This window comes from Marinomonas sp. AWM4_232, assembly GCF_056158325.1.
The window spans coordinates 1,904,530-1,917,018 of the sequence record NZ_JBSWTA010000001.1 but is presented as its reverse complement, the minus strand read 5'-3'; the positions used below and the strand labels follow the sequence as shown (position 1 = coordinate 1,917,018).

Below are 12,489 nucleotides of genomic sequence, written 5' to 3'. Positions count from 1 at the left end.
AAAATATAGACAATATATTGTACTTCGTTTGAGTTAAGCTAACGTCATATCTGAAGTAATACTCTGTTACGTATTGAGAATCCGAATGGCAAAACCTAAATCTAAAATGCTCCGCTGGCTCTGGTCCATTATCTGGAAGCTAGCTCTACTGCTGGTATTGGTTTTGCTATTGTTTCGCTTCGTGCCGCCTCCGACGTCAGCGTTTATGCTACAAAGTTCTTACCCCGTGCAACAGTCATGGGTAGCGATCGATGAGCTACCCAGTTACATGCCTCTCGCGGTGGTTGCTTCTGAGGATCAACGCTTCCCAAACCATTTTGGTGTCGACTTCACAGCCATCAGCAATGCACTGGAAGATTACAGCGATGGCGAAGGTCTGCGTGGCGCCAGCACTATTTCCCAACAGACCGCCAAAAACCTATTTCTCTGGCCTGGACGTAGCCTGATCCGTAAAGGCTTAGAGGCAGGGTTAGCGATCAGTTTGGAAGCTATCTGGGGTAAAAAGCGCATCCTTGAGGTGTATCTCAACATTGCTGAATTTGGCAAAGGCATTTACGGCGTAGAAGCCGCTAGCCAACATTACTATGGTCGCTCAGCACGTGATTTAACCCCCAATCAAGCGGCTCGTTTAGCCGTATTACTGCCTAACCCACAGCAGCGAAATCCGAATCGACTCAGTGCTCATTTATTTGAAAGAGTGCAATGGATTGAGCGTCAAATGCGCCAATTGAGTGATGCCCACCTCAATACCATACTCCACTAAAACTTGTTGAAAAATAATCAATAGACGCTTGAAGCTCTAGGCTTAGAAGGCAGGCCAGCCGAACAATTACAAGTGACAAGAATTCCCTAGGACCAAACCCATAAGCGTTCACGCCACGGGTGCGAACGCTTGGATTAATTGTTGATATAAGCTCTGCTCACTTGGCAGTGATACTAGATGGTCCGCTAAACAGGTATGAGCCTCCGCTTTCACTTGTTCGTCAATGTGATTGAGTGAGTTGCTCAAATTGATCGGATAAATCAGTTGTTCAAGGTCTGCTTCGAGTAAGATGCAAGCCTGCGCCAAGACAATCTTTTCCCCTTGTTGTCCTAACGTGACACGCTGTGCGGTCCCCACCACTTTTTGGCCCTTAATATTGATATTGTAATCCCCATCACAATAGGAAAATGGCGTGGCATGAGCTTCTGTTTCTATGCCAAGGGCTTTGAAAAAGCGCTGTAATGCGGCACAAAAACGTTCGTAGCTGTCTGAAATTGAATAAGGTTGATCTGTATCCCAAACATACATATGCGACACGTTTAATACCCCCGCCACTTGCGGTACAGGGGCGCCACCTGTTCTACGTGACAATATTTGCCAACCCTTTGCATGCAACCGGTCGATCAACTCAGGAGTGGCCAACCACTTTTTACTAGCAGGCAACACCACCGTTGGCTCAGGTGTTTGCCACAGTAACAAGGCTTGCTGCAACGTATTTTGCTGAACCTTTTTTAGCAGCTCACTCTCCTTTTCAAACGCACGTTCTACGGTGGTGCCCTTTAACTGAACGATTCGATTTTTTCGTTTGACCATAGTTAGTTCTGCCTTTCTAAAAGCCTATGATGGCTGACCTATATCCCTTTTGAGGACGTACTAGATCAGGATCGAGGACGCATTTACTCTAGATTTCACTGATTATGAAGGCTCAATTCAACTGTTTTCGGAGCCCCCTATGAATACCTACAATACGATCTCAACTGCCTGTTGCTACTTAACTTTGCTTATGTTTACTCAACTCACTTCTGCCGTAGAACTTAATCACGTAGTAGGCATACAGCACAAAACTATTCTTAATGATTCATATCGGCCGCTTGATGTAACCATTTGGTATCCAACCTCAGCAGAGCGTGAAGTCACATTAATTGCCGATAATATCGCTTTTCAAGGTACGCTAGCGGCTAACAATACGCCCCTAAAAGCAGGTAACTACCCGTTAATTTTGTTATCCCATGGCTATCGCGGTCATTGGCGCAATTTAAACTGGTTGGCAAGCCTGCTCGTCAAGCAAGGCTATCTGGTCGCCTCTGTAGACCACCCTGGCACCTCGACCTTTGACCATAATACTGATACAGCCGCACAATGGTGGGAGCGACCAAAGGATATTTCTCGCACACTTGACTGGCTGAGCAGTTCAGCATGGCAACCTTCTATTAATTTTGAGCAGATCAGTGCCATTGGCCATTCTCTAGGTGGTTGGACGGTGATGCTCCTCGCTGGCGCATCAGTGGACGCACATGCAATGCGAACCTTTTATAACAAGCACCCTAACCCTAGAATTGAAAGCGTAGCAAATGAAATGAAGTTGGATAACCCCGAACCAATGCTCGCAGGCCTTGAAGACTCGCGTATTAACAAAATCGTTAGTTTGGACCTCGGACTGGCACATTCATTTTCAGTCGCCAGCTTAAAGCAGATTTTGCCTTCGGTAATGGTACTAGGAGCAGGCATCGATATTGGGGATTTACCAGTAGATATTGAATCTGGCTTTATCGCGCGATCACTAGAGCTACCGACAAACCGCTACAAAATTTACCCAAAAGCGACGCATTTCAGTTTCATGCAGCTTTGTAAAGCAAATGCTTATGAACTTTTAGAAGCAGAAGAACAGGGGGATGGTATCATTTGTTTAGATGGCGAAGGCGTCACCAGAGAGCAATTACACGCTGAAATTTTCCAAGATATCAGCCATTTTTTAACGTCTGAAGAGTGATCATTTAGCCCCTTATTAGATTAAGGGGCTCGCGCCTTTCTTGTGATTAAATGCTAAAATCCTCACAAATTATTAGCTTATCTCCACTCTTCAATAGGCCTGCCATGACCGTTCTTTTAATGACTCCTCCAATGACTCAGTTGAATACCCCGTACCCCGCGACGGCGTATCTAACGGGCTTTTTGCGCTCCCGTGGTTACGAGGCGGTGCAGCGTGATCCTGCGATTGAGTTATTCCTTGAGATGATGACAGTACAGGGCTTGGACATTATGCGTCAGCATGTGGAAGAGCACTTCGAGTCCTTCGATGACGATGAGCTACCGGATGTGATTTACACCTTTCTAGCCGAGTTTGATCGCTACCGTTTATGCGTTGAGCCAGTAATTCGCTTTTTACAAGGCAAAGACTCAAGTCTTGCTATGCGCATTAACTCGCGCCGATTTCTACCAGAAGGCCCAGCCTTTGATGCCATTGAGCAGATGGAGTCTGTGTCCGGTGATGTACTGAAAAGTGCATTTGGTAACTTAGGCGTACAAGACAAAGCAAAGTACTTAGCGACTCTATTTATCAATGATTTGTCTTCCGTGATCACTCAAGGAGTCGATCCTTACTTTGAAGTCAGCCGTTACGGTGAGCGCTTAGCCGCAGCCAACCCAACTTTTGATGATCTGTACGACACCCTGATGGGCGAGCCGAGCTTTAGTTCAGAGATCCTTGAGCAGTTGGTGGAAGTTTACCTTGAAGAAACCCAACCCAGCGTGGTCGCGCTAACGGTGCCTTTCCCAGGCAATATGCTAGGTGCGCTACGTATCGCGCAAACCTGTAAAGAGATTAATCCAGACATTCCTGTGGTGCTTGGCGGTGGCTTTGTGAATACAGAACTCCGTGCACTGAAAGATATCCGCGTGTTTGAGTTCGTCGACTTTATCTGTGTCGACGATGGCGAACGTCCGTTTATGACCTTGTTGGATTACTTTGATGGCAAGTGTGAAGTCGATGATTTAGTACGTACTTACTTCCTTGCTGAAGACCAAGACGGCGAGCCGTTTGTGTACTTCAACGACAACAAAGACCTAAAAGACATTCCGCAAACCGAAGTGGGCGCGCCGGTCTACGATGGTTTGCCCCTGACGGAATATTTGTCTTTGTGTGAAATGCTCAACCCGATGCACCGTATCTGGAGCGATGGCCGTTGGAACAAGCTGACCATTGCCCATGGCTGTTACTGGAAGAAGTGTAGCTTCTGTGATGTGAGCTTGGATTACATCGAACGCTACGACTACGCTGGTGCCGATATCTTAGTAGATCGTATCGAGCAATTGATCGAAGAAACCGGTCAGACCGGCTTCCACTTTGTTGATGAAGCAGCTCCGCCGAAGGCCTTGTTTGCCCTAGCGGAACGTTTAATCGAGCGTGGCGTGGTCATCAGCTGGTGGGGCAATATTCGCTTCGAGAAAACCTTCTCCCCAGAGAAATGCCAATTGCTGTCGGACTCTGGCTGTATTGCTGTTAGTGGTGGATTGGAAGTCGCCTCGGATCGTCTACTGAAACTGATGAAAAAAGGCGTTAGCGTCGAGCAAGTCGCCCGCGTCACCAAAGGCTTTAGTGATGCAGGCATCTTAGTCCACGCCTACCTGATGTACGGTTTCCCAACGCAAACCGAGCAAGAGACCGTTGATGCCCTAGAAATGGTACGCCAAATGATGTCTCACGGTTGTTTCCAATCGGCTTACTGGCACCGCTTCGCCGCCACTATTCACAGCCCAATCGGTATCAAGCCAGAAGAATACGGTATCACCTTGGCAGAGCGCCCAGAGACGCTGTTTGCCGAGAACGACGTGGACTTCTTTGACCCAACCGGTACCGACCATGAAATGCTCGGCAATGGCCTGCGCAAGGCTCTTTACAACTACATGCACGGTATTGGCTTTGATCAACCTATGAGCTTCTGGTTTGATCAATCAGTGGCACGCACTACGGTGAAAAAAGACCTAATCAGCAAGGCCTTTAGCAACTTGATAGCCAGTAGTTAATCCGTAAACGTCCACCCTCCTAATGTAAGTGTTCCAGTCAGTGGAACACTTTGCACTTTCCCATTTACCTTTACAATCTTGATCGCAATTATAAGCGGGCAGTTAACACTGCTGCACTGCGTATGGCCGTACTCAGATGTCTTCCCAATAAAAATAACAGAGTGGACTAAGACGATGATCAAACAACTCTCTCAATGCACCCTTTTATCACTTGGTATGGTGGCGTTGCCAGTATTGGCAAAAACCCAAGTCGTTACCCTAGGCACGGGAACACCAGTAACCAATCCTGAGCGCGTTGGCTCAGCTACAGCCGTGGTGTACAACGATAAAGCGTACCTTTTTGATATTGGGCCCGGCGCGGTACACCGCACTATCCAAGCGGCCGCTAATGGCTTTCCGCAACTGCATCCGACAAAAATCGAAAACCTCTTCATCACACACTTACACAGTGACCATATTTTAGATTATGGGGAGCTGGCATCCACCCTGTGGTGGCGTCGTGATAACCAAATTTCCGTGTTCGGCCCTAAAGGTATTCAAGCTATGACCAACGGCTACTATGACATGCTGCAGGTGGATTTGGATTTACGACTGCATGGTTTGCAACCGGTGAAAAACCCTGAGCTGTATAAAACCAAGGTGACCGAATACGAGCACGGCGGTTGGGTATTTAAAGATGGCGATGTCACCATCGAAGCCTTTGATGTGCCCCACGGAGATATTGAACCAGCCTTCGGTTATAAGATCACCACACCGGATAAAAGCATCGTTATTTCTGGTGATACAGGCTACAGCGAGAAGCTAATTGAGATGGCCAAAGGGGTCGATATTCTGGTGCATGAAGTGATCAATGATGAAGCTTTAAAAAAGGTTTCTCCAGCTTGGCAAAACTATCACTCCCAAGCCCATACGCCCGCAGCAGAATTGGCCAAGGTCGCCAATGCAGTTCAGCCTGGTTTACTGGTACTGACCCACTTACTGTTCTATGCTGAGCCAGTAGAATCCACTGCCGAGCAAGTTCGTCAGCATTACGATGGCAAAGTAGTGTTAGCCAACGACCTGGACGTATTTGAATAGTTAACGAGTGCCATATATGACCCTAGCCCTTGATCGCGGCATCCAAATCTTAGCGGAACTTGGTAATGCTCAAGGGCTAACCCTGTCGGAAGTATCACAACGTACAGGGATTCCGAAAAGCACCACACATCGCTTATTAAAACGTCTGACTGAACAGCACCTCGTCAGGCAAAATCTGCTTGATCAACGCTATCGGAGCAATGTGCTACTACCGAAACAGACTGAAATGCATATTCCTCCAACAGCTCAGCCACTGCTGGAAATTATCTGTCAGCACGTGGAAGCATTGACAGATAAAGTACTTTGGCCTTCTGATATTTTTATCCCAATTGGTGACAAGCTTTTTCTTGTAGAAAGCACGCGCGCGATCACGAGACTTCACATTAATCATTGTCGTATCCAGACAGAGGTCAACATGCTTCGCTCGGCAGCAGGTCGAGCTCTACTTGCATACAGCACTGAAAATGACCGCGAACGCTATCTAGCTTCCATTTGGAAAAATTTTCCTCCTAGCACTCAACAACAGTTTTACGAAACTTGGCCTGCTTTGTATAAACAAATTCTTCAACAAGGGTTCGCATATCGCTCTCCATCCTATTTTGGCGAACGAAAAGCCAATGATGGCCTTCGAGCTATTGCTGTCCCAATTATGTTTGAAGATAAAGTTGAAGCTTGTATTAATCTAGTTTGGCCTAAGGTATTTGCTAGTGAAAAGACATTCGCTAACGACTATGCAGCTATTTTAAAGCACACTGCTGCAAACATCAGCACTCATCTAAAAAGGCTTTAAATAGTACATGCTAACTATTTTATTTTTGCGTATGTGCTACGCTTTAGAATAAATAAGTCAAATAAAAACAATAGGATGGTGCTATGCAGTCGAGTGATTTCCATACCATTGTGTTGTTAGCTATCGCGCTTTCACTGGGCTTATTGATTGGTGTTGAACGGGGTTTTAAATACCGAGATCAAAAAGAAGGTTCTCGTATTGCTGGGCTTCGAACTTACGGCCTGATTTCGTTACTCGGTGCAGTATCCGCCATGATCGCCAACCAACTTGGCGCTTTCCTTTTGGGCGTATTTTTCATCGGCTTGGCCATCGCCCTAACCGCTTCTTACGTGATCAACAGTACCCGTGACCGAGCTTCGCTGACTTCTTTGATAGCATCCTTATTAGCCTTTAGCTTTGGCGCCATGGTCATGATTGGTTACGTGGTCGAAGCGGCTTCACTCGCTGTGATCACCACCTTGTTACTTAGCTTAAAAGGCGAAATGCACCGCTGGCTGTGGTTGATCGAAAAAAAAGAGCTCTGGGCAGCACTTGAGTTGCTGATCATTTCCGTTGTGATCTTATCCGTTATTCCAAATGAAGATATGGGACCTTGGCAAGCATTGAACCCCTATGAAATCTGGTGGATGGTGGTGCTGATTTCCAGTATTTCGTTTATCAGCTACTTTGCCATGAAGTTTGCTGGTGCGAAAAAAGGCATCATGGCCACGGCATTGTTTGCAGGTTTTGCTTCCTCTACCGCTCTGACACTGCAATTTTCAAGAATGGCGAAACAAGTTCCTCAAGCCTCACCGCTGCTGGCTGCAGGCGTTCTGTTTGCCTGCGGCACCATGTATCCACGAGTGTTGTTGGTCGCTAGCGTGATCAACCCAGACTTGCTGCAACCCCTTGCACTACCGACGTTAACGATGGCCATTTTGACCTATTTACCAGCGCTGTGGTTCTGGCACCAAGGCAATCAAAGTGTGCCTGAAAACGTCGCCCCGCCCGCTTCGCCATTATCGCTTTGGTCGGCGTTAGCCTTTGGCGCACTGCTCACAGGTATTCTGCTGCTGAGCGCAGGATTACAAGCTACTTTAGGGGATGCCGGAGTGCTGTTATTAGCCGCAGCCTCCGGCGTCGCTGATGTGGATCCAATCAACCTATCCTTATCGGGCATGAGCCGTGAAGGGCTGAGTTTGGAGACAGCGGTATTGGGTATCGTGATCGCCGCAGGCGTGAACGGCATTTTGAAAGCGGGCTTAGTCAGTAGCATTGGAGGAAAAGTAATGGGCATGAAAGCCAGTATTCCTTTGATCGTGGCCAGCGTGGTTGGTTTATTGCTGGCCACCTATGCTTAATAAGATAGTCGACAAAGTCAGCGCAAACATTAATGCGTTACCTTACCCTATCTTAAGTATTCATAAAGGGATAATCTGTGTAGCCTTCTGCGCCAGCGGTATAAAACGTTTCTGGGTTCGGCTCGTTAAAGCCAGCTCCTGCTTGAATACGCTCAACGAAATCTGGGTTAGCCAATAACAACGTACCAAATGCCACACTGTCCGCCTGCTCCGTTTGAAGCACTTGGTTCGCTTCATCAGGCGTATAGCCCATATTTACCATAAGATGACCTCGGTACACTGAGCGAGCAGCCGACACCACATCTGCATGCTGTTGGTCGAAAAAGTCCGCTCGCATCAGGTGTAAGTACGCCAAGTCGTATTCATTGAGCATAGATGCCAAGTATTTGGTCAGCGCCACTGGATCGCTATCACGCATATCATTGAAGCTATTCAAAGGTGACAAACGCACACCGACGCGCCCTGAACCAAATACTGACGTCACTTCATCCAATATCTGCTTCAAGAAGCGACTACGGTTTTCAACAGAACCGCCGTACTCATCTTGGCGCTTATTAGAGCCGTCACGTAAAAATTGGTCGATCAGATAGCCATTCGCGGCATGAATCTCTACGCCATCAAAGCCTGCTGCTTTGGCATTCTCAGCACCACGACGGAAATCTTTTACGATCTGCTGTATCTCAGCCTGTGTCAGCTCGCGAGGAACCGTGTAAGGCTGCTTACCTTCCGGGGTATGAGTTTCGCCCTGAATCGCAATAGCACTAGGGGCAACCGCTTCTTTATGATCGTTTAGTAGTGGATGCGCTGCTCTACCTGCGTGCCAAATCTGCATAAAGATTCGGCCTCCAGCTTCGTGCACTGCTTCAGTGGTCAACTTCCAGCCTTCTACTTGCTCTGCTGAATACACGCCTGGATCATGACCAAACGATGACGTACCTTCTGATACCATCGTACATTCGGTAATTAATAACCCTGTGCTGGCACGCTGTGCATAGTACTCTGCCATTAAAGCATTCGGTTGGTGGTTGATCGCACGAGTACGAGTCAGAGGAGCCATGATGACTCGGTTCGGCAGCGATAATTCACCTAGCTGAACAGGTTTAAACAACGCGGATTCTGATTGAGACATGTCTTTCTCCCATAAAATTTTATCTTGATGCCTCATAGATACGAGCAACACATGATCAATTCAATGGCAGACATATTCTTTACGAATTTGAATCGCTTTCAGGTCTCAATTCCAACCAACAAAGCCAGCAATGATTTTTATGTTTGTAAGTTCGCTGGTTGATCCCTTCGCAATCAGGCACACTTTCTCTTTTGAATATTAGTGCGCCTGTTATGAAACGTTATCTTTCTTTTGTGCTATTACTTAGCCTCCTAAGCGGCTGCTCCGTCTTTAAGCCACAGCCAAGAAACACCTTTATGGAAGAAATGACTACCTCACCATCTCATAAGATCAGCGAGCGCATTATCCCTCTCAGCGAGCCTTTGTTGGGACTGCCCTATGTAGATGGCGGTTTAGGTGAAGGCCCCAACGGTCAATTCGATCGTGATCCATTATCTCGCTTTGACCTGTTTGATTGCACAACGTTTGTCGAAACCGTCCTCGCTGGCGCCATGTCCTATTCGCCCTCTGAGTTTGAGCGCAATTTGATTAAGCTTCGCTATCAACACGGCAACGTCGATTTTATCACACGTAATCATTTCGCCAGCGCAGATTGGATACCCAACAACCAGTGGGCTTTACGAGATATTACGCAAGACATCGCGCTAGACCATACCGCATTTGCAGAGACCTTGATTGATAAACCAGCCTGGTATCAGGCAATGCAACAGGATCGACTGCAAGGTTTGCCCGATTCAATCGATAAAACAGCTCAGCTTAAAGCGCTGCATGAGGCTGGTAAAAACCTACCTAAAATTTATGTACGTACGCCTTACGTACCACTAACAGCACTGAATCAACCTGAAGTGTTAGACCGTATTCCCTCTGGCAGCGTCATTAGCATGGTACGACCTAACTACGATGTGAGCCAATGGATCGGAACGCATCTAAATATCACACATCAGGCGTTTGCTATTCGAAAGCAGGGCAAACTGTTTTTACGTCACGCCAGCTTACGTTACAAAAAGGTCGTTGATGAAGGCTTTGTAGAATACTTTTCCCAGTACGATGAAGCATCTACGTTGAAAGGATTCAATGTGCAGCAACCCATAGAGCGAGCACTGGTGGCGGAGCATTAAAAAAGCGCTGCCTCAATAACGATTGAAACAGCGCTTTTACCTTTCAGAGAAAATGATTTAGTGCATAATGCCATTTTGCAGCATACGCATTTCATCATGACACTCTTTCATACGAGTGTAGACTCGACGTAGAGTAACTTCACAATCTGCAGGTTGTTCTTTCTTTAGTGCCGTATCAATTTCATCCAACACCTTGTCTTCCACTTCCTCAAGCTGGCTCACATAAGTTTCCGTAGATGAGGAAGACATCTTGTCGACCAAATTTGAGTAAGCTTTGCGGGCTTGGGTCATGGTGTCTGAACCATTTTCTACAGCGCCCGTTTCCGCCACGGCGAATTTCTGTAACTCAAACACAGCCTCTTCCTTGGCATCAATCATTCGATTAAAGAAGCCGGTGTATTCTGGCTGCTCAATTTTGCTTTTCGCTTCTTGATAAAACTCAATGCCGCTGTTCATAACTTTAATGATGTCGGCGATATGATGAACCTCAGTTGTTTGCGCTTGCATAACGTTCTCCTTGGTTACTTAAGTGAATCAAGCAGCACTCAATAAGTGCCTGCATGTGATTATTAAACTGGGAGAAAGAAGTACTGTTTTCAAGCCAATCGGCAGGATTGCACGGCTCCTACACGGTTGTTTCAAGGTTTAGACAAAGGTTTGATTAAATTATCGCCGCCATCAACCCAACACCATCCCATAAGAACTGCCCTGCTAACAAAAGCATTAAAAACGCCATTAAACGTTGCACCCATGACATAACAGAGGGTTTGAGTACTAGCTGTTTCAATTGTTTACCCGCAAGAAAATAAGACGCTGGAGCACCGCCAGCCATCAGGCCTAGCAACACCGACACCCAAAACACATTGATGCCTTCAATGTGAGCATTAGGAAATTGCACCGTCACCACTGGCAACACGACAATCATCGCCTTTGGATTGGTCAACTGCATAATAAGACCCGAGACAAACGTCATATCGTGATTGGCGTTGGCCGCCTGTTGTGGACGATAGCTGGCGATCAGTAGCTTTAGGGCTAAATACGCGATATACAGGCCTCCTAGACTGGCCGCGACACCTTGCATGACAGGCGTCACCATCGCACCACCAATGTAGCCCACCAATAAGAACAGGGTGCACATCGCTAAGGCAACACCACCACAGAAGCGTAACGTCTGCCAGCCATAGTGGCTTACTCCAGAAAACAGTGACAGCATATTTACTGGGCCAGGGGAATACATCATCACCAGTGCAAACAGTAGAATTTCAAGCATAGGATACCCTCCAACGGGCAATGTCAGATTCGAGAGAAGAACGAAAAAAGTAAGCGTTAAGGAATCAGAATTAACTGCTGATACTGACGCGGGGTAATGCCAAATACTGGCTTAAAGCGACGATTAAAATGGCTTAAATCGTTAAAGCCTAAGTGATTAGCAATGTCGGAAACTGGCACACCTGAACGAAGCGCTTGGCGACCTCGGTTGATACGAATATTAAGCCAGTACTGGTGTGGCGTCATACCGGTATAGTCTTTGAAGAGTCGCAAGAAGTGATACTTTGACATGCAGGCCACTTGGCACAAACTGTCCAAAGACACTTCGTCTTGATAGTGATCTTGTAAATACTCTTTGGCACGTTCAAGTCGCGATTGGCGTTTAGTGTCACGGCTCAATACTCGTTTAGACTCGTAACGCACTAACTGCTCAGCCAGCTCAAACATCAACATGGTGTATTCGCTCGACGTTGCGCCTTGAGACTCGATTAATCGCGCCAGCCGCAAAATACGATCCTGAACTTGAGGATCACTAAAAACCGTCTCGTTTACACGAAAATGTTCCGCATGGCGCACATTCAACGCCTTAAGGTGTGGCGCAAATTGTTCAGGATGCACATAAAGCATTTCATAAGTCAGCGCGGCATCACCACCTGACTCACCATCATGAGCATCCCCAGGGTTCAACGCGATCACCTGCCCTGGATTACTCTTGTTCAATTTTCCATTAGCAAAGAAATCCTGACGCCCAGACAGAGTGATACCAAAGGAGTATTCTTCATGGGCATGATTACCGTAGGAAAAGTTCGTCATCGACGCTTTCAACAGCATCACATTGTCTAGCACTCGGTTGTTTAGAAATTGAAACTGATTACCGTCTGACATCTCCCCCCTCCTCTTTTCAAATGCACAAGATACTCCTTCAGAGTAGCGGAAAGATCGACAAACGTATTGGATAAAATTGCGTATTTCTCATCCGC

General features: G+C 46.9%; 12 protein-coding genes. 7 read left to right on the top strand and 5 right to left on the bottom strand.

Going from position 1 to position 12,489, the window contains the following annotated elements:
* The first annotated feature begins 85 nt into the window (after positions 1 to 85).
* Entirely contained in the window at positions 86 to 763 is a 678-nt protein-coding gene (gene mtgA / locus ACXAC1_RS09070) for a monofunctional biosynthetic peptidoglycan transglycosylase (protein WP_475061053.1), read from the top strand.
* 108 nt (positions 764 to 871) lie between these two features.
* Here the strand turns inward: mtgA and ACXAC1_RS09065 are convergent, their stop codons facing one another.
* Positions 872 to 1,576, bottom strand: coding sequence for a lipoate--protein ligase family protein (locus tag ACXAC1_RS09065; RefSeq protein WP_475061050.1), 705 nt, complete (start codon positions 1,574 to 1,576; stop codon positions 872 to 874).
* Between the two features lie 139 nt (positions 1,577 to 1,715).
* Between ACXAC1_RS09065 and ACXAC1_RS09060 the strand changes: the two genes are divergently transcribed.
* The 5 genes from ACXAC1_RS09060 (at position 1,716) to ACXAC1_RS09040 (ending at position 7,993) form a co-directional block, all read left to right on the top strand.
* A complete protein-coding gene (locus ACXAC1_RS09060; RefSeq protein WP_475061048.1) occupies positions 1,716 to 2,753 on the top strand; it encodes an alpha/beta hydrolase family protein in 1,038 nt (345 codons plus the stop codon).
* A gap of 104 nt (positions 2,754 to 2,857) precedes the next feature.
* Entirely contained in the window at positions 2,858 to 4,786 is a 1,929-nt protein-coding gene (locus ACXAC1_RS09055) for a B12-binding domain-containing radical SAM protein (protein WP_475061045.1), read from the top strand.
* A gap of 174 nt (positions 4,787 to 4,960) precedes the next feature.
* Positions 4,961 to 5,863 carry an MBL fold metallo-hydrolase gene (locus tag ACXAC1_RS09050; protein ID WP_475061043.1) on the top strand — a complete coding sequence of 301 codons (903 nt, stop codon included), beginning with the start codon at positions 4,961 to 4,963 and terminating at the stop codon, positions 5,861 to 5,863.
* 16 nt (positions 5,864 to 5,879) lie between these two features.
* The gene (locus ACXAC1_RS09045) at positions 5,880 to 6,653 is read left to right on the top strand and encodes an IclR family transcriptional regulator (protein WP_475061040.1); all 774 of its coding nucleotides are present in this window, start codon (positions 5,880 to 5,882) and stop codon (positions 6,651 to 6,653) included.
* 83 nt (positions 6,654 to 6,736) lie between these two features.
* Positions 6,737 to 7,993 carry an MgtC/SapB family protein gene (locus ACXAC1_RS09040; RefSeq protein WP_475061038.1) on the top strand — a complete coding sequence of 419 codons (1,257 nt, stop codon included), beginning with the start codon at positions 6,737 to 6,739 and terminating at the stop codon, positions 7,991 to 7,993.
* A 52-nt stretch (positions 7,994 to 8,045) separates the two neighbouring features.
* On the opposite strand, the gene ACXAC1_RS09035 is transcribed toward ACXAC1_RS09040, so the two are convergent.
* Complete coding sequence (locus ACXAC1_RS09035; protein ID WP_475061035.1) at positions 8,046 to 9,122, bottom strand: alkene reductase; 1,077 nt, start codon at positions 9,120 to 9,122, stop codon at positions 8,046 to 8,048.
* A gap of 296 nt (positions 9,123 to 9,418) precedes the next feature.
* Between ACXAC1_RS09035 and ACXAC1_RS09030 the strand changes: the two genes are divergently transcribed.
* A complete protein-coding gene (locus ACXAC1_RS09030) occupies positions 9,419 to 10,240 on the top strand; it encodes an N-acetylmuramoyl-L-alanine amidase-like domain-containing protein (protein WP_475061033.1) in 822 nt (273 codons plus the stop codon).
* A gap of 57 nt (positions 10,241 to 10,297) precedes the next feature.
* On the opposite strand, the gene ACXAC1_RS09025 is transcribed toward ACXAC1_RS09030, so the two are convergent.
* From ACXAC1_RS09025 to ACXAC1_RS09015, 3 genes are all read right to left on the bottom strand, one after another.
* Positions 10,298 to 10,747 (bottom strand): PA2169 family four-helix-bundle protein, encoded by a 450-nt coding sequence (locus ACXAC1_RS09025; protein ID WP_475061031.1) that lies wholly within the window; start codon positions 10,745 to 10,747, stop codon positions 10,298 to 10,300.
* A gap of 154 nt (positions 10,748 to 10,901) precedes the next feature.
* Positions 10,902 to 11,510, bottom strand: a complete 609-nt coding sequence (locus ACXAC1_RS09020; RefSeq protein ID WP_475061029.1) for a LysE family translocator — start codon at positions 11,508 to 11,510, stop codon at positions 10,902 to 10,904.
* Between the two features lie 56 nt (positions 11,511 to 11,566).
* A complete protein-coding gene (locus tag ACXAC1_RS09015) occupies positions 11,567 to 12,394 on the bottom strand; it encodes an AraC family ligand binding domain-containing protein (protein WP_475061026.1) in 828 nt (275 codons plus the stop codon).
* Positions 12,395 to 12,489 lie beyond the last annotated feature (95 nt).

Bases quoted from the DNA above. Each gene is read 5' to 3' on its own strand.
- mtgA (WP_475061053.1), top strand. From the start codon at position 86: ATGGCAAAACCTAAATCTAAAATGCTCCGCTGGCTCTGGTCCATTATC.
- ACXAC1_RS09065 (WP_475061050.1), bottom strand. From the start codon at position 1,576: ATGGTCAAACGAAAAAATCGAATCGTTCAGTTAAAGGGCACCACCGTA.
- ACXAC1_RS09060 (WP_475061048.1), top strand. From the start codon at position 1,716: ATGAATACCTACAATACGATCTCAACTGCCTGTTGCTACTTAACTTTG.
- ACXAC1_RS09055 (WP_475061045.1), top strand. From the start codon at position 2,858: ATGACCGTTCTTTTAATGACTCCTCCAATGACTCAGTTGAATACCCCG.
- ACXAC1_RS09050 (WP_475061043.1), top strand. From the start codon at position 4,961: ATGATCAAACAACTCTCTCAATGCACCCTTTTATCACTTGGTATGGTG.
- ACXAC1_RS09045 (WP_475061040.1), top strand. From the start codon at position 5,880: ATGACCCTAGCCCTTGATCGCGGCATCCAAATCTTAGCGGAACTTGGT.
- ACXAC1_RS09040 (WP_475061038.1), top strand. From the start codon at position 6,737: ATGCAGTCGAGTGATTTCCATACCATTGTGTTGTTAGCTATCGCGCTT.
- ACXAC1_RS09035 (WP_475061035.1), bottom strand. From the start codon at position 9,122: ATGTCTCAATCAGAATCCGCGTTGTTTAAACCTGTTCAGCTAGGTGAA.
- ACXAC1_RS09030 (WP_475061033.1), top strand. From the start codon at position 9,419: ATGGAAGAAATGACTACCTCACCATCTCATAAGATCAGCGAGCGCATT.
- ACXAC1_RS09025 (WP_475061031.1), bottom strand. From the start codon at position 10,747: ATGCAAGCGCAAACAACTGAGGTTCATCATATCGCCGACATCATTAAA.
- ACXAC1_RS09020 (WP_475061029.1), bottom strand. From the start codon at position 11,510: ATGCTTGAAATTCTACTGTTTGCACTGGTGATGATGTATTCCCCTGGC.
- ACXAC1_RS09015 (WP_475061026.1), bottom strand. From the start codon at position 12,394: ATGTCAGACGGTAATCAGTTTCAATTTCTAAACAACCGAGTGCTAGAC.